General features: G+C 69.4%; 21 protein-coding genes. 10 read left to right on the top strand and 11 right to left on the bottom strand.

Features of this window, described 5'->3' with window-relative positions; translation table 11 throughout:
* Positions 1–101: 101 nt before the first annotated feature.
* From Aco04nite_RS13945 to Aco04nite_RS13915, 7 genes are all read left to right on the top strand, one after another.
* Positions 102–686, top strand: a complete 585-nt coding sequence (locus Aco04nite_RS13945) for a nucleotidyltransferase (protein ID WP_212997643.1) — start codon at positions 102–104, stop codon at positions 684–686.
* 1 nt (position 687) lies between these two features.
* A complete protein-coding gene (locus Aco04nite_RS13940) occupies positions 688–942 on the top strand; it encodes a hypothetical protein (protein ID WP_203842303.1) in 255 nt (84 codons plus the stop codon).
* Positions 939–1,682, top strand: a complete 744-nt coding sequence (locus Aco04nite_RS13935) for a metallophosphoesterase family protein (protein ID WP_212997642.1) — start codon at positions 939–941, stop codon at positions 1,680–1,682. Before Aco04nite_RS13940 ends, Aco04nite_RS13935 begins: the two co-directional genes overlap by 4 nt.
* Positions 1,683–1,802: 120 nt before the next feature.
* On the top strand, positions 1,803–1,946 hold the full coding sequence (locus tag Aco04nite_RS13930; protein WP_203842301.1) for a GPGG-motif small membrane protein: 144 nt from the start codon (positions 1,803–1,805) through the stop codon (positions 1,944–1,946).
* Positions 1,947–2,170: 224 nt separating this feature from the next.
* Positions 2,171–3,088: an MHYT domain-containing protein gene (locus tag Aco04nite_RS13925; protein WP_212997641.1), complete on the top strand. Its 918-nt coding sequence runs from the start codon at positions 2,171–2,173 to the stop codon at positions 3,086–3,088.
* Between the two features lie 23 nt (positions 3,089–3,111).
* Positions 3,112–3,831: an HD domain-containing protein gene (locus Aco04nite_RS13920; RefSeq protein WP_212997640.1), complete on the top strand. Its 720-nt coding sequence runs from the start codon at positions 3,112–3,114 to the stop codon at positions 3,829–3,831.
* A 9-nt stretch (positions 3,832–3,840) separates the two neighbouring features.
* Entirely contained in the window at positions 3,841–5,469 is a 1,629-nt protein-coding gene (locus tag Aco04nite_RS13915) for a glycoside hydrolase family 13 protein (protein WP_212997639.1), read from the top strand.
* On the opposite strand, the gene Aco04nite_RS13910 is transcribed toward Aco04nite_RS13915, so the two are convergent.
* The 3 genes from Aco04nite_RS13910 to xylA all read right to left on the bottom strand — a co-directional run bounded on the left by Aco04nite_RS13910 (position 5,447) and on the right by xylA (position 9,784).
* Entirely contained in the window at positions 5,447–6,856 is a 1,410-nt protein-coding gene (locus Aco04nite_RS13910; protein ID WP_212997638.1) for an MFS transporter, read from the bottom strand. The two genes, Aco04nite_RS13915 and Aco04nite_RS13910, sit on opposite strands and share 23 nt — an antisense overlap.
* 9 nt (positions 6,857–6,865) lie before the next feature.
* The gene (gene xylB / locus Aco04nite_RS13905) at positions 6,866–8,281 is read right to left on the bottom strand and encodes a xylulokinase (RefSeq protein WP_212997637.1); all 1,416 of its coding nucleotides are present in this window, start codon (positions 8,279–8,281) and stop codon (positions 6,866–6,868) included.
* A 315-nt stretch (positions 8,282–8,596) separates the two neighbouring features.
* Positions 8,597–9,784: a xylose isomerase gene (gene xylA / locus Aco04nite_RS13900; protein WP_212997636.1), complete on the bottom strand. Its 1,188-nt coding sequence runs from the start codon at positions 9,782–9,784 to the stop codon at positions 8,597–8,599.
* A gap of 88 nt (positions 9,785–9,872) precedes the next feature.
* Here xylA and Aco04nite_RS13895 point away from each other — a divergent pair, with 88 nt between their 5' ends.
* Entirely contained in the window at positions 9,873–10,997 is a 1,125-nt protein-coding gene (locus Aco04nite_RS13895) for an ROK family protein (RefSeq protein ID WP_212997734.1), read from the top strand.
* On the opposite strand, the gene Aco04nite_RS13890 is transcribed toward Aco04nite_RS13895, so the two are convergent.
* Positions 10,998–11,468, bottom strand: coding sequence for a MarR family winged helix-turn-helix transcriptional regulator (locus Aco04nite_RS13890; RefSeq protein ID WP_212997635.1), 471 nt, complete (start codon positions 11,466–11,468; stop codon positions 10,998–11,000). It lies immediately after the preceding gene.
* A 51-nt stretch (positions 11,469–11,519) separates the two neighbouring features.
* Here Aco04nite_RS13890 and Aco04nite_RS13885 point away from each other — a divergent pair, with 51 nt between their 5' ends.
* The gene (locus Aco04nite_RS13885) at positions 11,520–12,650 is read left to right on the top strand and encodes a PP2C family protein-serine/threonine phosphatase (RefSeq protein WP_244875974.1); all 1,131 of its coding nucleotides are present in this window, start codon (positions 11,520–11,522) and stop codon (positions 12,648–12,650) included.
* A gap of 58 nt (positions 12,651–12,708) precedes the next feature.
* Here the strand turns inward: Aco04nite_RS13885 and Aco04nite_RS13880 are convergent, their stop codons facing one another.
* From Aco04nite_RS13880 to Aco04nite_RS13870, 3 genes are all read right to left on the bottom strand, one after another.
* The gene (locus Aco04nite_RS13880; RefSeq protein ID WP_212997633.1) at positions 12,709–14,412 is read right to left on the bottom strand and encodes a substrate-binding domain-containing protein; all 1,704 of its coding nucleotides are present in this window, start codon (positions 14,410–14,412) and stop codon (positions 12,709–12,711) included.
* Between the two features lie 158 nt (positions 14,413–14,570).
* On the bottom strand, positions 14,571–15,614 hold the full coding sequence (locus Aco04nite_RS13875; RefSeq protein WP_212997632.1) for a lactonase family protein: 1,044 nt from the start codon (positions 15,612–15,614) through the stop codon (positions 14,571–14,573).
* An 81-nt stretch (positions 15,615–15,695) separates the two neighbouring features.
* On the bottom strand, positions 15,696–16,487 hold the full coding sequence (locus Aco04nite_RS13870; protein ID WP_212997631.1) for a hypothetical protein: 792 nt from the start codon (positions 16,485–16,487) through the stop codon (positions 15,696–15,698).
* Positions 16,488–16,648: 161 nt separating this feature from the next.
* Here Aco04nite_RS13870 and Aco04nite_RS13865 point away from each other — a divergent pair, with 161 nt between their 5' ends.
* On the top strand, positions 16,649–18,352 hold the full coding sequence (locus tag Aco04nite_RS13865; RefSeq protein WP_212997630.1) for an AfsR/SARP family transcriptional regulator: 1,704 nt from the start codon (positions 16,649–16,651) through the stop codon (positions 18,350–18,352).
* Here Aco04nite_RS13865 and Aco04nite_RS13860 read toward each other — a convergent pair.
* The 4 genes from Aco04nite_RS13860 to Aco04nite_RS13845 all read right to left on the bottom strand — a co-directional run bounded on the left by Aco04nite_RS13860 (position 18,346) and on the right by Aco04nite_RS13845 (position 20,478).
* Positions 18,346–18,915, bottom strand: a complete 570-nt coding sequence (locus tag Aco04nite_RS13860) for a hypothetical protein (RefSeq protein ID WP_212997629.1) — start codon at positions 18,913–18,915, stop codon at positions 18,346–18,348. The two genes, Aco04nite_RS13865 and Aco04nite_RS13860, sit on opposite strands and share 7 nt — an antisense overlap.
* 202 nt (positions 18,916–19,117) lie before the next feature.
* The gene (locus Aco04nite_RS13855; protein WP_212997628.1) at positions 19,118–19,714 is read right to left on the bottom strand and encodes a GTP-binding protein; all 597 of its coding nucleotides are present in this window, start codon (positions 19,712–19,714) and stop codon (positions 19,118–19,120) included.
* A complete protein-coding gene (locus Aco04nite_RS13850) occupies positions 19,695–20,081 on the bottom strand; it encodes a DUF742 domain-containing protein (protein ID WP_212997627.1) in 387 nt (128 codons plus the stop codon). The genes Aco04nite_RS13855 and Aco04nite_RS13850 overlap by 20 nt, the downstream gene beginning before the upstream one ends.
* Positions 20,071–20,478 carry a roadblock/LC7 domain-containing protein gene (locus Aco04nite_RS13845; protein ID WP_203842278.1) on the bottom strand — a complete coding sequence of 136 codons (408 nt, stop codon included), beginning with the start codon at positions 20,476–20,478 and terminating at the stop codon, positions 20,071–20,073. The genes Aco04nite_RS13850 and Aco04nite_RS13845 overlap by 11 nt, the downstream gene beginning before the upstream one ends.
* Between the last annotated feature and the right edge of the window lie 7 nt (positions 20,479–20,485).

The following is a 20,485-nucleotide window of genomic DNA, read 5'->3' as shown; positions in this document are numbered from 1 at the left end:
GGGGCGCGGCGGGCGTACAAAATGGGCATGAACGTTATGTCGATCACGGTGCGGGGTACTCGTCGGGTCGGTAAACGGACCTCACAGCTAGGGAGATCACCATGCCGCACCGGGTGGACGAGGGCCTGGTAAACACGCTCAAGAGGGTCGCTGCGGTGCTCAAGCAGTCGGAGATCCCCTTCGCGCTGGGCGGCAGCTTCGCGGTGTACGCCCACGGCGGCCACTCCAGCGACCACGACGTGGACTTCGTGATCCGCGAGCAGGACAGGGAACGCGCCCTCGAAGAGCTCTCCTCGACCGGCTTCGAGGTGGAGCAGCCGCCGGAGGACTGGCTCGTCAAGGTCTTCGACGAGGGCCGGATGGTGGACCTGATCTACCGCCCGGTCGATCTGCCGGTGACCGACGAGACGCTGCGCGATACCTCGATGCTGTCCGTCGAGGCGATCAACATGCCCGTGCTGTCGGCGACCCAGCTGATGGTGCACAAGTTGCTGAGCTACAGCCAGCACCACTGCGACTTCGCCACCGGGCTCCCGGTCGCCCGCTCGCTGCGTGAGCAGATCGACTGGGACCGGGTCCGCAAGGAAACGGAGAAGTCGCCGTACGCGGAAGCGTTCCTGATCCTGCTCGACCGTCTCGACGTGGTCCCGGATCCGGAGAGCGCCCGACTCACCGTGGGGGGATGAGATGACACCACAGCTCGACGAATACGTGGAGGCCGAGATCCAGCGGCTGCTCGCCGAGACCGGTTCGGTCGCCGAGCAGGGCATCACGATCGCTCGCCGCGAGCACCTGATCGTGCTCGGCGGGGAGGTCGAGAGCGCCCAGCGCCGCGACGAGATCTGCCGCCAGATCAACCAGCACTTCCCGGACGTGGAGATCGCCTGTGACATCGGCATCGTCCGCGCCCAGGCGCCCACCGAGGTGGAGGAGATCTCATGATCCGGATCGCCGCCGTCGGCGACGTCCACGTGGACAAGGACGTGGTGGGTCGTTACCGGCCCGCCCTGGAACAGTTACCCGGCGTCGCCGACGCGTTGCTGATCGCCGGGGATCTCACCCGGCACGGCACGGTCGAGGAGGCCAGATGCATGGCGGGGGAGTTCGGCGGGCTGGGTGTGCCGGTCGTCGTCGTGCTCGGCAACCATGACCACCAGAGCGACCAGCAGGACGCCGTCACCGACGTGCTGCGGGACGCCGGGCTGGTGGTGCTGGAGGGCGAGGGCACGGTCCTCGAGCTCAACGGGCACACGCTCGGGATCGCCGGCGCGAAGGGGTTCGGCGGCGGGTTCGCCGGGGCGTGCGCCAGCAAGTTCGGCGAGCGGGAGATGAAGAACTTCGTCGGCACCACCGAGGCGATCGCGGAACGGCTCGGTGCCGCGTTGCGCGGGCTGGATTGTGACGCGCTCGTGGCGCTGACGCATTACGCCCCGGTGCCGGAGACGCTGACCGGGGAGCCGTTGGAGATCTATCCGTTCCTGGGGTCGTACCTGCTGGGTCAGGCGATCGACTCCGCCCCGACGGCGCTGGCGCTGCACGGGCACGCTCATCACGGCAGTGAGCGGGGGCGCACTCCCGGTGGTGTGCCGGTCCGCAACGTGGCGCATCCGGTCATCAAGCAGGCGTACAACGTGTATCAGCTGCTGACCGACGAGGTAGATGCCGGACTTGTCAGTATTTAAACGGTCCAGACGACGGAGGCCCCGCTACTGCGGGGCCTCCGTCGTTCGTAGACCGAAACGTGATGGTGGGCGGTCTCATAACAGGTTTTCGATTTCGGAGGCCCGGGTATTCGTCTGAGCATGAACCTGTTGCTCTGGATCCTCGCAGTCATCCTCGTCGTCGCCGGCATCCTCGCGCTGTTCCGCCGGCAGATCCTCTGGGGCGTCGTCCTCATCATCGTCGGCCTGCTCGTCGGCCCCGGCGGCGTCAGCATCTTCAGTTAACCGGCCCTACTCCCCCCGGCAGTTTCCTGACCGGTCGACGCAAGCCGACCGCACCGGGGCTGCCGTATGGCTACCTCTCGCAGGCAGCTATACGGTGGCCCCGGTTCTCTATGTGCCCACCCACCACTATGTAGTGACACGCACACGTCGTGCGATGTCCTAGATCGGACTCATGGCGTACTTCTCAGCGAATCGATCCCCCCGACGTTCGCGAGGTACCGGCCGTGGCCGAGGTCCATCACTTCACCTATGGAGCTTTCAATCCGATCGGCGCCTACCTGGTGGCGGTCCTGGGATCCTTCCTCGGACTGCTCTGCACCGCACGCGCCCGCCAGGCCCGCACCCGCGGGCGGCGAACCCGCTGGCTGATCATCGCCGCGTTCGCCATCGGCGGCGCCGCCATCTGGCTCATGCACTTCACCGCGATGCTCGGCTTCGACGTCCCCGAGAGCCCGGTGCGTTACAGCCCGCTGCTGACGATGCTCAGTCTCGGACTCGCGGTTGTCGCCGTCGGCTTCGGACTGATCCTTGTCGGCCACGGCCCCCGCAGCGTCCCGCGCATCATGGTGGCCGGTGTGCTCACCGGGGCCGGCATCCTCGCCATGCACTTCACCGGGATGGCCGGCGTGCACGTCTCCGGCGTCATCCACTATCAGCCGGCCCTCGTGGTCGCCGCCGCCGTCATCGCGGTGACCGCCGCCACCGCCGCGCTATGGTTCGCCGTCTCCGTCCGGGGTCTGCTGCCGACGCTGGGTGCCGCCGCGATCATGGCGCTCGGGGTCTGCGGCATGCACTACACCGGCATGGCCGCGACCAGCGTCGAGCTGAGCCACATCGTCTCCACGAACGTGAGCGGCATCCGGCCGTTGCTGATGATCGTGCCGATCACGCTGGTCAGTGCGGGCACCATTCTTGCGGTCGCCCTGAGCGCGCTGCAGGCGATGACCGAGGAGGAATTCACCGACGGCGGCGGAATCCGGCGCCACGAGGGGCCGGTCACCAACTCCTGGTCACTCAAGCAGACTTCCCTGACCGCCCTGAAACGTACGCCCGGAGCCCGCCCCTCCCCCCAACCGCTCCCCCTGCGCCAGGCGGTAACCGTCCCCGCCGAGGAAGAACCACTGCTCGACGTCCAATCCTGAGCGAGCTGGTATACCGTCCTCAGATGGCGCCCAGGATGCTGCTGACGATGCCGTTGCACGCGATCACCGAGGTCTACGGCGAGCCCGGGTTGCGGGACAGGTTCGCCCTCGAGCTGCAGGAGCTGCCGGCGGCGGACCGCGAACGGCTCGAGGAAGCGCTGGCGCTCGCCTCCGAGCTGCACGCCGACGACCGGCGGGTCCGCGAGCCCTACCTCAACCACCTGCTGCGGGTCGCCATCCGGATCATCCGCTACTACGGGATCCGAGACGTCGACGTGCTGACCGCGGCCCTGCTGCACGACGCGGTCGAGGACCATCCCGCCGAGCTCGCCGGGCTGAGCGCCGACCTCGGTCACACGGTGCTGACGGAGGCGGCGATCGCCGAGCTCGCCCGCCGGTTCGGCCCCAGGGTCGCCGAACTGGTCCGCTCGGTCACCAACCCCGAGTACGATCCCGCCCGCGACAAGCACGAGCAGTACCGCACGCACGTGGCCGACAGCCTCGACCGCGACCCCTGGGCCCGGGTCATCAAGGTGAGTGACTTCACCGACAACGGCGTGGGTGTCATCCACACCACGTACGACAAGGCGCACAGCTCGGCGATCAAGTACCGCCCGCTGGTCCCCAAGCTCAGGGAACTGATCGGCCGCCCGGACACCCCGCTCTCGATCGCCGCCAAGGATCACATTCTTGATCAACTGGACCTGGCCGAGGAGCGCTTCGCCGCCATCCTCGACGGCTAACGTGGGGGGATGTCCTCCCCTCGTGACTGGTGGCGCAGCGACGTCATCTACCAGATCTATCCGCGCTCCTTCGCCGACAACGACGGCGACGGCATGGGCGACCTGCCCGGCATCACGGCGCGGCTCACCGATCTTCGTGACCTCGGTGTGGACGCCGTCTGGTTGTCGCCCTTCTACAAGTCACCTCAGCACGACGCCGGGTACGACGTGGCGGACTACCGCTCCGTCGACCCGCGCTTCGGCGACCTCGGCGACGCCGACAAGATGCTCGCCGAGGCGAAACAGCTCGGCCTGAAGGTCATCGTCGACCTCGTGCCCAACCACACCTCCAGCGAGCACGTGTGGTTCCAGGAGGCGCTGGCCGCCGCCCCGGGCAGCCCGGAACGCGAGCGGTACATCTTCCGGGACGGCCGTGGCGCCGACGGCAGCGAGCCGCCGAACTCGTGGACGAGCGTCTTCGGCGGCCCCGCCTGGGAGCGCCTCGACGACGGCCAGTGGTACCTGCACCTGTTCGACGTCTCCCAGCCCGACCTCAACTGGGGCAACCCGGAGGTCCGCGAGGAGTTCCTGTCGATCCTGCGGTTCTGGCTCGACAAGGGCGTCGACGGTTTCCGCGTGGACGTCGCGCACGGCCTGATCAAGGAGGCCACGCTCGCCGACTGGGAGTACGCCGGTGAGATCCTGGGCGGGCTCACCCCGGAGGGCGCTCCGCCGCCGCCGATGTGGGACCAGGACGGCGTACACGAAATCTATCGGCAGTGGCGTGAGCTCTTGAATTCCTACGAGCCCGCGCGCATCCTCGTCGCCGAGGCGTGGGTGCAGCCGGCCGACCGGCTCGCGCGCTATGTGCGCCCCGACGAGATGCATCAGGCGTTCAACTTCGAATACCTGGTCACGCTGTGGGGTGCCGACGCGATCCGCAAGGTCGTCGACCGGACGAGCAGCGCCAACGCCGCCGTCGGAGCGCCGACCACCTGGGTGCTCTCCAACCACGACGTGGTGCGGCACGCCTCCCGGCTGGGTTTCTCCGACGGCAAGGACCACCGCAACGGCATCGGGGTGGACGACCCGCAGCCGGACGCCGCGCTGGGCCTGCGCCGGGCACGGGCCGCGTCGCTGCAGATGCTGGGGCTGCCCGGTTCCGCTTACCTCTACCAGGGCGAGGAGCTGGGGCTGCCGGAGCACACCACGCTGCCCGACGACTTCCGCGAGGACCCGACCTGGGAGCGCTCCGGGCACACCGAGCCGGGACGCGACGGGTGCCGGGTGCCGATCCCGTGGGAGGCCGACTCGCCGTCGTTCGGGTTCGGCCCGGCCGACGCGAGCTGGCTGCCGCAGCCGGCCGCGTGGGCGGAATACGCCCTGGACCGCCAGCGTGACGTGCCGGGCTCGACGTACGAGCTCTACCGTTCGACGCTGCGCCTGCGTAAGGAGCACGACCTCGGCAACGGCACGCTGAGCTGGCTGGACACCCCGGCCGACGTGCTCGCCTTCCGCAACGGCGACATCCTGGTGCTGACGAACTTCGGTGACGCCCCCGCGGAGCTGCCGCTGGGGTCGAGGGTGCTGCTGAGCAGCGAGCCGCTCACCGAGGACGGCAAGGTGCCGCAGGACGTCACGGTGTGGGCTCGCGCATAGGTTCCGCCTTCGAGGTGTACGTGGCCAGGTGCGCATGGGTTTCCGCCATGTCCCTGGCCACGGTGCGGCTGGCCAGCCAGTACATGACGCCGGTCGGGATGAAGAAGAACTGGAAGACGGCCAGCCCGACGGCGTAGTTCAGCGGCGGCGGGAACGCCCCGGCGAGACCCCGGAACGCCACCCCGACCAGCGCGTTGCCACCGGCCCGCCCGGCGCCGTTGAACAGGTTGCCGAGGCTGTAGACCGTGCCGCGGTGCTCGGGCGGGTTAACGTCAGCGATCATCGCGAACCAGTTGGGGGAGTTCGCCGACGTCAGCGCGAGCGCGAAGATGGCGACGGCGAGGCTGAGCCCGACCGTCGGCTCGGTCCAGACGTTGCGCAGCACGGCGCCGATGATGGCGCCCGTGCCACCGCCGTCCGGGACGTCGATGTGGAACGGCACGAAGTACAGCACCACGTAGAACGGCACGGCGGCGAGGATGCCGACCGCTGCGACCAGGGCGCGGCCCCTCGGCGTACGCCGCTGCAGCCGATCGCCGATGAGCCCGCCGAGGATCGACAGGGCCCCGCCGAGCTGGAACAGCGTGGCGAAGACGCTGCCCACGACGATCGCCGTCGCCGTCGAATAGCCCTGGTCCTCCGCACGCGCCCGGAACAGCACGGGCAGCCACACCAGCGACCCGAACGCCACCTGCGCCGAGAAGCCCTGCAGGATCAGCCAGACGTTGGTACGCCGGGCGAGGATCTTCGGCAGGTCCCCCGAGTGGATGCGCTCGTCGTACTCGACGCCGCGCAGCTCAGGCTGGCTGTCACCGCGCGGGACGTTGTAGGTGAACACGTAGGCGATCGCCCCGATCACCCCGGCCACCGACACCACCAGGAACGGGCGCCGCCAGTCCCCCGCGCCGAGCAGACCGCCGACCAGCGTGCCGGCGAGCGTGCCGATGCCCTGCGAAAGGCCCCAGAAGCTCATCACCAGGCCGCGGCGTCTCGGTGAGATCAGATCGCTGACCACGGCGAAGCTGACACTGGCCACGCCGCCCAGGCCGATCGCGGCGAGCACCTGCGACATCAGGAACGACGGGTAGCTGCCGGCCAGCCCGGACCAGGCGGTGCCGAGGACCCAGATCGCGGTGCCGGCGATGAGGACCGGTTTGCGGTTGGTGCGGTCCCCGGCGTACGCCCAGCCGATCGCCGCAACCGCGCTGATCAGGAACATGATCGTCGTGGCGAGCGCGATGTGGCCCTCGCCCACCCCGAAATCGTCGCCGATGCTGCCGTACAGGGGTGGGACGAGGCCGATCGCCACGTTGTCGAGCGAGGCGAGCACCACGAACACCACCACGCTGTACGCGCGATGCGCCGAACCGCCGCTGCCCGTGGTCACGCCGAAAGGTTAGCGGTCGATTCTGTCGACGACCTTGTCACGGGCCGCGGCGTACTGCTCGCGGATGAGGGGGACGCTCGTGTCCTCGTACACCTCGGGGGTTTCGGCGGACCACTGCGGCGGGAGATCGCCACCCACCGTGACCCACGCGGCCTGCCGTGCCGCACCGTCCGCGACATACTCGCCGGGCGGCGGGACAAGGACCGGAAGACCGAAGAGCGCAGGAGCGATTTTGCGTACGGCCAGACTGCGCGCACCGCCACCGACCAGCACGATGCGGTTGGCGGCCGCACCCTGCGCGACCAGCGCGTCCAGCCCGTCCGCGAGCGCGCAGAGCATGCCCTCGACGGCCGCCCGGGCCAGGTGCGCCGGGTCGGAGGTCTTCAACGTCAGCCCGTGAATGGCCCCGGTCGCGTCGGGCCGGTTCGGCGTGCGCTCCCCCTCCAGGTACGGCACCAGCACCAGCCCGTCGGCACCGGCCGGTGCCGACAGCGCGAGCCGTGACAGCTCCTCGTGGTCCACGCCGAGCAGCTTGCCCGCCGCATCCAGAACCCGGGCCGCGTTCAGCGTCACCACGATCGGCAGGAACCGCCCGGTGACGTCGGCGAACCCGGAAACAGCCCCACTCGGGTCGTCCGGCGCCACATCCGAGGACACGAACACCGTCCCGGACGTCCCGATCGAGATCACCACATCACCCGGAAGCGCCCCGGCACCGAGCCCCGCAGCCGCGTTGTCACCGGCGCCGGGCCCGAGCGGAGCCCCGTTGGGCAGGTGTCCCGCGATGCCGACCGGCCCGAGCACCTCAGGCGTGATGATCCGCCGCCCGAAGCCCAGCTCGAGCAGATCATGGCGATACTCGCCGGTCTTGGCCGACCAGTAGAGCGTCCCACTGGCATCACTGCGATCCGTACGCAGCGTGTCGAGCCCCTTCGCCCCGGACAACTTCCAGGTCAGCCAGTCGTGCGGCAGACAAACCGCCGCCACCCGCGCGGCGTTCTCCGGCTCATTCCGAGCCAGCCACCGCAGCTTGGTGAGCGTAAAACTGGCCACCGGCACAATCCCGACCGCGTCAGCCCACGCCCGGCGCCCCTTGTCCCCACCGCCGAGCTCCTCGATCAGGTCAGCGGCCGCCCCAGCACTACGCGTGTCATTCCACAACAACGCCGGCCGGACAACCTCACCGTCCTCATCCAGCACAACCATCCCGTGCTGCTGCCCAGCCACGGAGACAGCGGCAACATCATCGAGCCCGCCGGCCTCCTCGATCGCCCGCTGCAGCGCATCCCACCAGGCGTGCGGATGAACCTCCGTGCCGTCGGGATGCCCAGCCCGCCCCTGCCTGACCAGCTTCCCGGTCTCAGCATCCCGAACAACCACCTTGCAGGACTGAGTAGAACTGTCGATCCCGGCGACAAGAGTCATGCTTCGTATTCTCCTCGAAAATCCTCATCCAGCCCCACGCCCACCGCAGCCGCGCCCCACACCCACCGCAGCCGCGCCCCACGCCTGCCGTTATCGCGCCCCACGCCCGCCGTTATCGCGCCCCACGCCGGCCGTTGTCGCGCCCCACGGCCTATCCAATGGCGCCCCACCCCGAACCGCACTGCGCCCGTCGTTGTCGGCGGTGCCGGTTTCCGGACGGGCGCCCTTCCCCGCCCGGAAACCGGTGCCGCCGACAACGACTCAAAGGGGCGCAGTGCCCGCCGAGCGAAGCGAGGCCAGTAACACAGCCACAGCTCAGCGCGCACGCAATACGTGATCAATAGCCAACTGGTGCAGCTTCACAAAGTGATACCCCTGCTCCCCAGCAGCGTCGACGTCGTACTCCTCGAACGCGCTCTTGTCGTTGAGCAGGTCCTGGTAGCTCTCGCCCTCATTAAGGGTCGGCTTCGCCAGCTCCAGCACCTTCGACGCCTCAAGCGCGGCCTGCACCTCAGGATCCGCGCGGAACGCCGCAGCCCGCTCCTTGAGCAGCAAATACATCCGCATGTTGGCCTTGGCGGACTCCCAGACACCCTCGTAGTTCTCGGTGCGGGAGGGCTTGTAGTCGAAGTGCCGGGGACCGTCGTAGCCGGGGCCGCCGCCGGGTGCGCCGTTTTCGAGCAGGTCGACCAGGGAGAACGCGTTCAGCAGGTCGGCGTGGCCGAAGACCAGGTCCTGGTCGAACTTCGGGCCGTGCTGGCCGTTGAGGTCGATGTGGAACAGCTTCTTGTGCCACAGCGCCTGGGCGATGCCCTGGGTGAAGTTGAGGTTCGACATCTGCTCGTGGCCGACCTCGGGGTTGATCCCGAACAGCTCGGAGCGCTCGAGCTCCTGGACGAACGCGATGGCGTGGCCGGCCGTCGGGAGCAGGATGTCGCCGCGGGGCTCGTTGGGCTTGGGCTCGATCGCGAAGCGCAGGCCGTAGCCCTTGTCCTCGGAGTACTGGGCGAGCAGGTTGAGGCCCTCGGCGTACCGGTCGAGTGCGGCCTGTACGTCCTTGGCCTCGTCGTACTCCGCGCCTTCACGACCACCCCAGAGGACGAGCGTCTGCGCGCCGAGCTCAGCGGCGAGGTCCATGTTGCGGAGGACCTTGCGCAGCGCATAGCGGCGTACGCCACGGTCGTTGCTGGTGAAGCCGCCGTCCTTGAACACCGGGTGGGTGAAGAGGTTGGTGGTCACCATCGGGACGACCATGCCGGTCTCGTCGAGGGCCTTCTTGAAGCCGGCGATGATGCCGTCGCGGGTCTGCGCGTCGGAGCCGAACGGCACGAGGTCGTCGTCGTGGAAGGTGATGCCGTACGCGCCGAACTCGTTGAGCTTGTGCACCGCCTCGATCGGGTCGAGCGCCGCGCGGGTGGCGTCACCGAACGGGTCGCGGGCGGTCCAGCCCACGGTCCAGAGACCGAAGCTGAACTTGTCTGCCTTGGTGGGTTGGACCGACACGGTTACCTCCACGTAACGGGTCTGATTTGTTTATTGGTTGAATTATTTGAGTGCCGTATGGCATTGTCAAGGGGTGCCGGGCCGGATGATGACTGCTTCCAATGCCCCCGTCCGGCAGAGCAGCGTGCGGGCTCATAATCTCGCGCTTGTGCTGCAAACCGTGGCGAACAGCCCAGATCCGATAAGTCGGGCTTCGGTGGCAGGCGCGACGGGCCTCACCCGGGCCACGGTCTCCGCGCTCGTCGACGACCTCATCGCCGGCGCCCTGCTCGCCGAGGTCGACCCCGCCCCCCGCAGCGGTGCTGGACGCCCCGCGGCGGGGCTGCGACCAGCGGCGGACGGTCCGGCCGGGCTCGGCCTGGAGATCAACGTCGACTACCGGGCCGCCTGCGTCGTCGACCTCACCGGCACCGTCCGGCACCACCTCGTCGAGGCGGGCGACCAACGCGGCCCCGGCTCCCTGGACGGCCTCACCAGGCTGGCCGCGCGGGCCTTACGCCTGGCCCGGGCCGAGGGGCTGACCGTCGCGGGGGCGGCGCTCGCCGTACCCGGCCTCGTGTCCGCCGGTGGCGTGGTCCGGGTCGCCCCCAACCTCGGCTGGCAGGACGTCGCCGTCGGTTCGCAGCTGCACGGCCTGCCGCTGATGGTCGACAACGAGGCCAACCTGGCCGCGCTGAGCGAGCTGGGCACGGGTGACCTGCCACCCAGCTTCGTCTACATCTCCGGCGAGATCGGCATCGGCGCCGGCATCGTGCTGAACGGCGCGCTCTACCGGGGCGTGCGCGGCTGGAGCGGCGAGATCGGGCACATCCCGATCGACTCGGCCGGGCCGCGCTGCCGATGCGGCGCCCGCGGCTGCCTCGAGCAGTACGCAGGCCAGGAAGCGATGCTGAGCGCCGCCGGCGTCACCTCGGTCGAGTCCCTGGCGGGGGCCGACCTGACCGTGGCCGGGACCGCGCTCGGCACCGCGATCGCCACCGTGGTCAACCTGCTGGACGTGGACACCGTCGTGCTCGGGGGGATCTACGCGCCGCTGCTGCCCGGGTTGCACGACGCCATCGACGCTGAGATCGCGCGGCGGGTGCTGACCGCCGACTGGTCCCCGGTGCGGTTGCGGGCCGCGACCCTGGGCCCCGACGCCGCCGTGCGCGGTGCCGCCGGAGCGGTGCTGCGTGGCGTGCTGGACGACCCCGCCGCCTATCTGGCGCGCTGATCAGGCCGTGCGGGCGTCGGACCGGGACTCCTCCGCGGTTGCCGCGCTGAACTCGGCAAGCCCGCGCACCAGCGACGCCCGGCCGGCCGGGCTCATCCGGCCCAGCACGTCGGCGAGGATCTCCCGGCGCGTATTGCGCAGGTTGGCCAGCAGGGCGTGCGACGAGGGTGTGAGATACAGCGCGATCTCGCGGCGGTCGACCCGGCCCGGCACCCGCTCGACCATGCCGGAGGCGACAAGGCGGTCACAGAGGCGGCTCGCGGAGGAGAGAATCATCCTCAGCTCCCCGGCGAGACCTCGCAGGTTGATGCCCTCCTCGCGCTCGACGACGAGGAGCGCGTTGAGTTGCGGGCCGGAGAGGCGGGGCGTGGCCTGCTCCCGGGCAGCGTCCCAAACGGCCAGCAACGTACCCGCGGCGTCGTCGACTGCCGCGGCGTCCTGTGGCCCATCCGGCCCATGGTGTTCGCCCATGGTGCAGCAGAGACTACCCGGAGAGGCGACGGTGTCGAAGGGGTGCAAACCGTGTCCGAGCGAGTAACAGCGGTGCGGCGGGCGCTGGCCGAGGCGCCGGCGAGGCTGGTGGTGGAGTGCGTGGCCGACGTGCTGGCCAAGGAGTATGCGATCACCGGCACCGATCTGCTGCTGGTCGACTACCGCCTGTCAGCCCTGCTCCCGCTGCTCAGCGGGCCGGCGGTGACCCACCCCGGCGATCCGGCGTGGCGGGCGTTCGACCACCAGAACGAGGTGGTCGCGGGTCACGTCGGGTATCTGCCCGTGACCGTGCGCGGGGAACGCCTCGGTGTTCTGCGAATCTCCCCCTTCCCGGAGCCGGGCACCGAGCGCGACGAGCTCCTGGAGATCGGGACGCTGCTCGCGCACGAGTTGCAGGCTGCCGGCGTCGGCACCGACCGCTACACCGTCGCGGCCCGCTCCCAGCGGCTCACGCTCGCCGCCGAGCTGCAGTGGGAGTTGCTGCCCGGGCGTTGCCGGGTGGGTCCGGGCTTCAGCCTGGCCGGCCAGCTCGAGCCGGCGTACGCCGTCCGCGGCGACAGCTTCGACTGGGCCGAGCAGGAGGGCCGGATCTTCGTCACCGTGCTCAACGGCATGGGCGACGGCATAACGGCGTCCCTGCTGACCTCCCTGGCCACCCAGGCCCTCCGCAACGCCCGCCGCGCCGGCCTCCCGCTGGCCGACCAGGCGAGCCTCGCCGATCAGGCCCTCTTCGCGCAGCATCGCGGCGACTCGCACGTATCCGCCCTGATGCTGGAACTGGACGTGACCACCGGCGAGGTCCTCGCGGTCGACGCCGGTTCGCCCCGGCTCCTGGTGCTGCGCGACGGCGAGGTCCACGACCAGGAGCTGGACGCCGAGTTCCCGTTCGGCATGTTCGAGACCAGCGACTATTCGACGCAGAGCTTCCGGATGCAGCCCGGTGACCGGCTGTTCATCGTCAGCGACGGCGTCTTCGCGGCTCCGGGGGCAGCCGGTCAGTACGGCGAGGCGGCACTGCGCCGCTTCATCCGCCGGACCGGCCCGCTCGCCCCGCTCCAGGCGGTTCGTTCCCTGCTGGGCGATCTCCGCGCGTTCGTGAGCTCGGACCTGGAGGACGACGCCGTGGCCGTCTGCCTCGACTGGAACCCCTCTTCGGCGTGATCAGCGCGCGGCGCCGGAGCGGGAGGCGCCTAGCGCGCGGCGCCGGAGCGGGAGGCGCCTAGCGCGCGGCGCCGGAGCGGGAGGCGATGGCTTCGAGGAAGATGTCGGAGATCTTCGCGGGGTCCTCGGCGATGAAGACGCCGCCGGAGCTGGTCGCGTTGGTGATGGTCTCCAGCTCGTTGGCGTCGACCTCGTTGCCGATTCCGATGATCACCATGCGGACCGGGCGCTTGGCGTCGTTGGCCTTCTTCAACTCGGTGACGAGGGCGGGCAGCTTGAGGCCGTCGTCGTTGCTGTTCTTGCCGTCGGTGAAGAGGATGACGGAGTTGACCCGGCCCGGCTGCCAGTCCTCCTGGACCTTCTTGTACGCCGCGAGCGCCGTGTCGTAGAGGCCGGTGGCGCCGCCCGCCTTCGGGGTGATCTTCGAGATGGAGGCTTCCAGCTCGGAGCGGGCCGAGGTCAGCGGGCTGATCGGCACGATCTCCTTGTAGGGGAGCTTGCCGTTCATCTCGGTGGAGAAGATCCAGGTGCCGACGGCCCATTCGTTGTCGAAGAGCTTGAGGCCCTGGGTCGCCGCCGTCCGGGTCACCGCCGCGCGGCTCTGGTTGTCGGCGGTCGGGACCTTGTCGGCCATCGAGCCCGACACGTCGAAGACCGCGAGGACGCGGCCGGGCTGCGTGATGGCAGCCCAGCTGCCCAGAACCTGGTTGATCGAGCCGGCGTCGAGACCCGCGGCGGCAGCACCCTCGGTGCCGGTGGCGGCGGCGGGGGCCGCGCTGGGCTTGGGCCCACCGGTCGGGTTGGCGAAACCGGCGCCCGCCACGCCGTCGGGGCCGCGCAGGCCGACCCGGGCCAGCTCGTCGCGGAAGGCCGGCTGCTCCATCGCCTGGCGCAGGCCGGTCGCCGCCGCGGACTTGTTCAGGTCGATGCCGACCTCGGGCATGACGGCATAGGGGTAGTCGAGCGCCGGTGGCTTCGGGTCGAGATAGAGCGCCGCGAGCGGGACGACCGGCTTGTCGGCGTTGTAGCTGATGACGTCTTCCTCGGAGAGCGGCGCCGCGCTGATCGCGGTGGTCAGGTCTGCCGCGTCCTCCGAGCGGGGGAACTTCTCCAGGAGATCCTCACGCAACGACGAGCTGCCCAGGGCGAGCGAGCGCAGCGCGCCGACCTGCTGGGCCTTCGCCTGCGCGCTGGTGCCTGCCGCGCCACCCAGCGCGAGCAGGCCCGCGAGACCCGCGGCGTCCCGGTTGGGGTCCACGATGCCGGTCCGCAGCGAGTTTCCGGTGGTCATCTGCTTGACCAGGTCGGCCCAGCCGAGCTTGCGGTCGGGCCAGCCGATCTTCTCGGCGACCGGCTGCGGCATCGCGATCACGACCGGGCTCTGCGCGAGCGACTTGCCGTCGGTCGGCTGGAAGCCGGAGGCCTCCGAGCGCAGGCGCAGCAGCCAGGTGGTCGAGTCGGGGATCCAGACGTCGGGCACCGTGCCGTCCTTGCTCACCGCACCCAGACCCGACAGCGTCACCCGGTGCTTGAGCGCGATAGTGGACGCCATTGAGGCCGGGCTGACGCCACTGACATTGACGTTGACGCACGTCCCATTGACCTCGGCACCGGCGTCGCTCCACCGCTTGGCGGCCTGCTGGACGGCGGGGACCATCTCGGGCGCGGCGGCGACGCTGAGGGCTATTCCGCCGGAACATCCCTTGTCAGCGAGCTGCTGATAACCGAACCAGGACCCCGCGAGAACGACAACGATCGCCATCGCGGATGCGACGACGCCCGCTCCCTTGAGACTGAAGTTTCTGCGATGGCGGCCTGACACGCGCTCCATACTGCGCATCCCGAGACGCGAATGCCATGTACGTTCGGACGAAAGTTACTCGTATTGGCATTATCGTATACTTAATTCACTCAGAGTAGTTATCCCATTCCAATGGGTGTGCGGTACTGCAAGATGCAGGTAGGACTGCCCTGATGAACGGGCTCACCCTGAATCACCGGGATGCCCGAATCGGGGTCGATCCGGAAGATAGTGACGTTGTGTGACCTCTCATTGGCTACGTACAGGTGATCACCGACCAGTGCGATGTGCCGGGGCCACTCGCCACCGGTCGCCACTTCCGCGATCAGCCGATCGCCGTCGAAGACCGAAATGGTGTCCGGCCCGCGATTGGCGACATATACGAAACGACCGTTCCGGCCCGTGGTGAGCTCGGACGGCTGATTCGGCTTCGCCGCACTGGTGACCTCGACGGCAGCCTGGACGTACGCCCCCGACGGGCCCGGCCGGAAACGGCCCAGATCCCCGGAGAGCTCGCCGACCAGCAGAATGTCGCCGCCCGGGACGCGCAGAAGGTGCCGCGGACCGGTGCCGGGCTCTGCGACGATCGCGGGACCGACAAGGGTCAGCCGCCCGGAGACCGCGTCGAGCCGGGTGTGCCAGACCCGGTCCGAGCCGAGGTCGCAGACGAGGACGTCCGGGCCGTTCGGATCGGGATTGACCATGTGCGCGTGCGGGCCCTCCTGGCGGTCCTCGACCGGGCCGGACCCCTGCAGGTCGAGCAGATCGGAACGCTCCCCCGGCACCCCGTCGGCGTCCAGCGGGAAGACAGCCACATCACCGCTGGTGTAGTTGGCGACGAGCAGGTGCGAGGCGTCCGACGAGACCGCGAGGTGACAGGGCTCCTTACCGCCGGTCTGGCGTACGGCGAGCAGGGTCAGCGTCGCGTCCGGCTCCACGGCGAACGCGCTGACCGCACCTTCGGTGAGCTCGTTGACCGCGTACACGACCGGCAGGGTGGGGTGCTGGCCCACAAACGAGGGAGCGGGCGTACGCGCGACAACCCCCGCCGGCGTCAGCGCCCCGGTCGCCCGGTCGCGTCGCAGCAACGCGATGCCCTCGCCCTCGCCGCCGCGCTCATCGGTGTAACACCCGAGATAGACGAAGTCCTCGTTCGTAGCCATACCCCGATCCCACCACACGACAGCGGCGACCGCGCGGACCCCCGTCAGACCCGCGCGACCGCCGATGCGGTGGAACCAGGATCAGGAGTTCAGCAACTCGTACGCCGCGGCGGTCGCCTTCTGCTGCTCACCCGTGGCGGGCTCCGCGGGGGACTTCGCGGTGCCGTACTTGTCGTAGACCACCTCGTACGTCTCCGCCTTGATCTTGCCGGCCCCGGGGACCTTGATGACCGCCTTGGTGAACCGGCCCTTGCCGTCCAACTCGGCCTCGAACGGCACCGCGTTCGCCTTGGCGCCCAGCGCGTCGAGGGTCTTCTGGTCCACGAGCTCGGCCTCACCCTGCTTCGTGAGGTCGGTGGTGCCCGCGAACTTCCCGGCACCGGTCTCGTGCACCTCGACGATCGCGTCCAGGATCGGCGTCAACGCGCCCGGATCGGTCTCGTCGTCATACGTCAGCGGCCCATCGGCGTCCTTGATCTTCGCCGGGTCGACGAGCATCCACTTCTTCGGCAACTTCGGCAGCCCGGTGAGCCCCTCCGTACCCGTGAATCCGATCTTGATCCAGGACTTCTCCCCCACGACCAGGAACTTCATCGTCATGGTGAACCCCAGATCCGGGTCGGTGTTGCTGAACCCCAGCTGGTAGCTCTTCTTCGAGGCGTCGAGCACCCCGTCCATCGGCTGCTCGCCACCCTTCATCGCGAAGTGGAACGGCCCGGCGCCCGAATCCGGCAGCGAGTCGATGAGCTTCTCCTTCGGCGTCGGCACCACCGCCTCCGCGACCTCGTCCTTGGCCGCCTGCACGGCACCGCAGCCGCCGGTGGCGAGAATGCCGAGGGCGACCACGGCGCCCACTCCCACACGTACGTTCATCAGTCTTGTCTCCGAATGCGATGGGGGTCCCGGCCCTGCACACCACCGGGGTCGATGCACCGAAGACTGGCGGGCAGTGCTGCCGTCGCGCTGCCGCTATGCTGCTGCCGGCTGCCGCTTCGCTGCCGTTTCACGTTTCCGCAGGTAAATGGGGGTGCGCTATGTCTGACTCAGACTTGCGCTTCGAGCTTCTGGGTGAGGTACGCGCACTGCGCGCACAAACGCCCCTCGAACTCGGCCCCGCAAAACAACGCGCGGTGCTGGCCATCCTGCTGCTGAACGCCGGCCGCCCGGTGCCCGTCACCCAGATCGTCGACGCGGTGTGGGGCGAGGATCCACCGGAGAACGGCGCCAACGTCGTACAGAAATATGTTGCCGGGCTGCGACGCCTCCTGGATCCGGATCGCCCACCGCGTACCCCCGGAGAATTGCTCCCCCTGACCAGCGCGGGCTATGCGCTGCAGATCTCCCCCGACGACCTGGATTCGGTCCGGTTCGAGGCGGGCGTGGCGCAGGCGTCGGTGCAGCGCAAGAGCGGGCATTTCCCGGAAGCCGCAGCGACGCTGCGCACCGCGCTGGATCTCTGGAAAGGCGAAGCGCTCGCGGGCCTGAGCGGAGCCGTTTTCGAGGCCGCCCGCACCCGCCTCACCGAGGCAAAAGCAACAGCCTGGGAGAAATGGTCGGAAATTGAGCTCGCGCGGGGAAACCACACCGGCGTGATGCCCGATCTCGTACGCCTGGTCGAGCAGTTCCCGCTCCGTGAGGGCCTGCGGTCAAGCCTGATGATCGCGCTGCACCAGGGCGGACGGCAGGCGGAGGCGCTGGCCGCCTTCCGCGAGGCCCGCGAATACTTCCTCGACGAGTTCGGCGTCGAACCCGGCGACAAACTCCAGGAAACCCACCGCCGCATCCTCCGCGGCGAACACTTCTACTCCGAAGCCGTCGACCCGTGGTCCGACGGGAGCGAGCACCCGGGCCAGTATTCGCCACCGGCCGGATTCGCCCCGCCGCCGTCCGGGCCGTCATCCGGCTCTCCTTACAACCAGCCGTCCGGGCCGCCCTATCCCGGCGCCGGGGAACCCACTGCGCCGGGTTACTATCCGCCGCCGTACGTGCCGCCGGACCTGTCCCCGCCGACCTGGACCACCTCCGGGCCCGGCTGGGGACAGATCCCACCGCTGCCGCTCCGGGTGCCCCGCTCGTTCCCGATCTTCGAAGTAATCGCCGCATCCCTGATCCCGATCATCATCTGCTCGGTCGGCAGCTGGCTCTACTTCTTCTACGCGGGCTTCTACCGGCGTGACTGGCGCCAGTTCGCGGTCTCGGCCGGCTACCTGGCCCTGTTCATCACCGCCTGCGTCGTCATGGAGATCGACCCGACCCCCATCGATGCCGACTACACCAGCGACGCCGAGGACGTCGGCATCGCCATGTTCCTCGCGATCGCGGTCATCGCGGCGATACACGGCGGCGTGCTCGCCTCCCACCCGGGCGACAGCCCTCGAGCCCGCACCCTGCGCACCCAGGCCCAGACCTTCGCCGCCTACAACCCGGGCCAGGCCCTCCAATTCGCCGTGGGCCGACCGGACCTCATCCGCCTCTACGACGACGGCGGCCTGGTCGACATCAACCACGCCCCACCCCACGTCCTCGCCGCCCTCCCCGGCATCTCCACCCACCTCGCCCACCGCATCATCACGGGCCGCTCCGACCGGCCGTACGCCCGACCGGAAGAACTGGCGTTGCGGGGCCTGCTCACGGCGCGACGGCTGAACCGGGTGTCGTCCTGGCTGGTCTGCATCCCGACGACCATCCCGGCACCGGCGACTCCCCCGTGGGGACACGCCTACCCACCGGCCTACTGAACCGGCAGCCGCCGCATGGCGTTGCGGTAAGCCATCGACCCCACCCCGGCCTCGGTGCGGACCTCGTCGATGAACTCATCGGAGAAGTCACCGGCAGCCCCGGTGACCAGGTCGAACAGGGCGGCCTGCCCGCGCAGCTCGAACGCCACCCAGGACAGCCCCTCCGCGGGCAGGTCGGCTGCCGCCCGGTCCATCTCGATAGCGACCCGCAACGCCAGGCCGGCAACGCTTGAGCATCGCTCCGCGTCGTCGTGCACGTTCGTCATGAGCGCTGTGATGACGTCGATCGCCGCTGCCGCAGCGGCGGAACCCGGTCGTCCTGAGGCGCGGATGCGCTCTTTCACGACGGGCAGCCGGTCTTTCAGGAGGCTGTCGAGCTCGTCGGATCGGCCCATGCCCGCCAGCTCACGCCACCCCGACTCGACGCCCTGCTTCGGGTCGAAGGTGTCGCTCGCGAAGGGGTCGTCCAGCCGGCCGAGGAAGATCGCCAGCAACGACGTGACCCGGGTCGCGATCGCCAGGGAGAGGACGAACTCTCTGGAGAAGGAAGCAGCGCTGGTCACGGCCTAAGTCCTCTCCCCCGGATTGCTCCGGTCGGTGTGGTTTCCCGGACCGCTCCGGTCGGTGTGGTGTGGCCACCGAGCCGGAAGCACGGGCCGCACGGGCGACATGGGCCGCTCGGCCCTTCGGACGGCTCGGGCCGCCGTAACCGGGGTCCGCCCGCAGCGCCGGGCCGATGGGGTCGGTGCGGCGCTGCGGGAGTGGTCAGCGGGAGCCGGCGGCGGCGAGCTGGCGGCGGGCTACGTACTCGACGAGTTCGATGAGGACGTTGCGGGCTGCCGTCTTGTCGCGGGCGTCGAATTCGACCACGGGGACATCGGGGTCGAGGTCGAGGGCCCGGCCGATGGCGTCGGCGCCGAAGCGGCGTTCGTCGAAGCAGTTGACTGCGACGATGAAGGGGGTGCCTCGTTGCTCGAAGTAGTCGATGGACGGGAAGCAGTCGGCCAGGCGGCGGGTGTCCGCGAGGACCACCGCGCCCAGGGCGCCCTGGGAGAGCTCGTCCCAGAGGAACCAGAAGCGGTCCTGGCCGGGGGTGCCGAACAGGTAGAGCTGCAGGTCGTCGGTGATGGTGATGCGACCGAAGTCCATCGTCACCGTGGTGGTGTGTTTGCCCTCGACCCCGGAGGTGTCGTCGGCGCCGTCGACGCCGGTGAGCACTTCCTCGGTCTGCAACGGCCGGATCTCGCTGACTGAGCCGACCAGAGTGGTCTTGCCCGCACCGAACCCGCCGGCGATGAGGATCTTGAGCGCAACCGGGATGCGCGATCGGGCGCCTTCACGGTCAGAGCGCACGGAGTCCATTGACAACCGCCTTGAGTACGTCGACGTCATGCGGCTGGGAGGCCGCGGGGGGCTCGTAAAGCGAAATGAAGCCTGCAGAGCGTAGATCACCCAGGAAAACCCGGACGACCCCGATCGCGAGGTCCAGTTTGGAGGCTAGTTCGACAACGGACGTTGGCTCCCACGCCGCGCCGACGATTGCGTGATGCTCAGGTTGCATCGATGCCGGCAGGGGCGCGTCGGAAGCGGCCGCCACCACGAAGGCGAGCAGGTCGAACTCGCCGCCGGAGGGTGCGACCCGGCCCTGGGTCATCGCGTACGGCCGGACCACCGGACCTGCGTCGTGGTCCAGCCAGTCGTGCGGCGCACGCCGAGGATCAGCGGGCATCGGATCCGGGAAGCCGGTCAGGTGCGTCCATCTTCTGGCCGACCCGGGTGACGAGCATGGCCATCTCGTACGCGATCAGGCCGAGATCCGCGTCGCTGCGTGCGACGACGGCGAGACAGGCACCCAGCCCGGCCGCGGTGACGAAGAGGAAAGCGTCCTCCATCTCCACCACGGTCTGGCGCACGGGCCCGGCCCGGAAGTGCCGGCTGGCCCCCTTGGCGAGGCTCTGGAAACCGGCGGCCATCGCCGACAGGTGCTCGGCGTCCTCGCGGCCCATGCCGGCCGACGCTCCCATCAGGAGCCCGTCGGCCGAGAGCACCACCGCCTGCTGCGCGGACGGAACCCGCTCGACGAGGTCGTCGAGGAGCCAGGTGAGGTGAGCGCTCTGGTTGGTCATCTGTGCC

This window comes from Winogradskya consettensis (assembly GCF_018332715.1).
GTDB classification, from domain to species: domain Bacteria; phylum Actinomycetota; class Actinomycetes; order Mycobacteriales; family Micromonosporaceae; genus Actinoplanes; species Actinoplanes consettensis.
The sequence above is the reverse complement of the archived record's forward strand: the minus strand, read 5'-3'. Positions and strand labels throughout refer to the sequence as shown.

Excerpts from the sequence above, each read along its gene's own strand:
- Aco04nite_RS13930 (WP_203842301.1), top strand. The coding sequence starts at position 1,803 with ATGAACCTGTTGCTCTGGATCCTCGCAGTCATCCTCGTCGTCGCCGGC.
- Aco04nite_RS13845 (WP_203842278.1), bottom strand. The coding sequence starts at position 20,478 with ATGACCAACCAGAGCGCTCACCTCACCTGGCTCCTCGACGACCTCGTC.
- Aco04nite_RS13870 (WP_212997631.1), bottom strand. The coding sequence starts at position 16,487 with ATGAACGTACGTGTGGGAGTGGGCGCCGTGGTCGCCCTCGGCATTCTC.
- Aco04nite_RS13855 (WP_212997628.1), bottom strand. The coding sequence starts at position 19,714 with ATGGACTCCGTGCGCTCTGACCGTGAAGGCGCCCGATCGCGCATCCCG.
- Aco04nite_RS13915 (WP_212997639.1), top strand. The coding sequence starts at position 3,841 with ATGTCCTCCCCTCGTGACTGGTGGCGCAGCGACGTCATCTACCAGATC.
- xylB (WP_212997637.1), bottom strand. The coding sequence starts at position 8,281 with ATGACTCTTGTCGCCGGGATCGACAGTTCTACTCAGTCCTGCAAGGTG.
- Aco04nite_RS13875 (WP_212997632.1), bottom strand. The coding sequence starts at position 15,614 with ATGGCTACGAACGAGGACTTCGTCTATCTCGGGTGTTACACCGATGAG.
- Aco04nite_RS13935 (WP_212997642.1), top strand. The coding sequence starts at position 939 with ATGATCCGGATCGCCGCCGTCGGCGACGTCCACGTGGACAAGGACGTG.
- Aco04nite_RS13850 (WP_212997627.1), bottom strand. The coding sequence starts at position 20,081 with ATGCCCGCTGATCCTCGGCGTGCGCCGCACGACTGGCTGGACCACGAC.
- Aco04nite_RS13890 (WP_212997635.1), bottom strand. The coding sequence starts at position 11,468 with ATGGGCGAACACCATGGGCCGGATGGGCCACAGGACGCCGCGGCAGTC.
- Aco04nite_RS13920 (WP_212997640.1), top strand. The coding sequence starts at position 3,112 with ATGGCGCCCAGGATGCTGCTGACGATGCCGTTGCACGCGATCACCGAG.
- Aco04nite_RS13880 (WP_212997633.1), bottom strand. The coding sequence starts at position 14,412 with ATGGCGATCGTTGTCGTTCTCGCGGGGTCCTGGTTCGGTTATCAGCAG.
- Aco04nite_RS13865 (WP_212997630.1), top strand. The coding sequence starts at position 16,649 with ATGTCTGACTCAGACTTGCGCTTCGAGCTTCTGGGTGAGGTACGCGCA.
- Aco04nite_RS13895 (WP_212997734.1), top strand. The coding sequence starts at position 9,873 with ATGACTGCTTCCAATGCCCCCGTCCGGCAGAGCAGCGTGCGGGCTCAT.
- Aco04nite_RS13940 (WP_203842303.1), top strand. The coding sequence starts at position 688 with ATGACACCACAGCTCGACGAATACGTGGAGGCCGAGATCCAGCGGCTG.
- Aco04nite_RS13945 (WP_212997643.1), top strand. The coding sequence starts at position 102 with ATGCCGCACCGGGTGGACGAGGGCCTGGTAAACACGCTCAAGAGGGTC.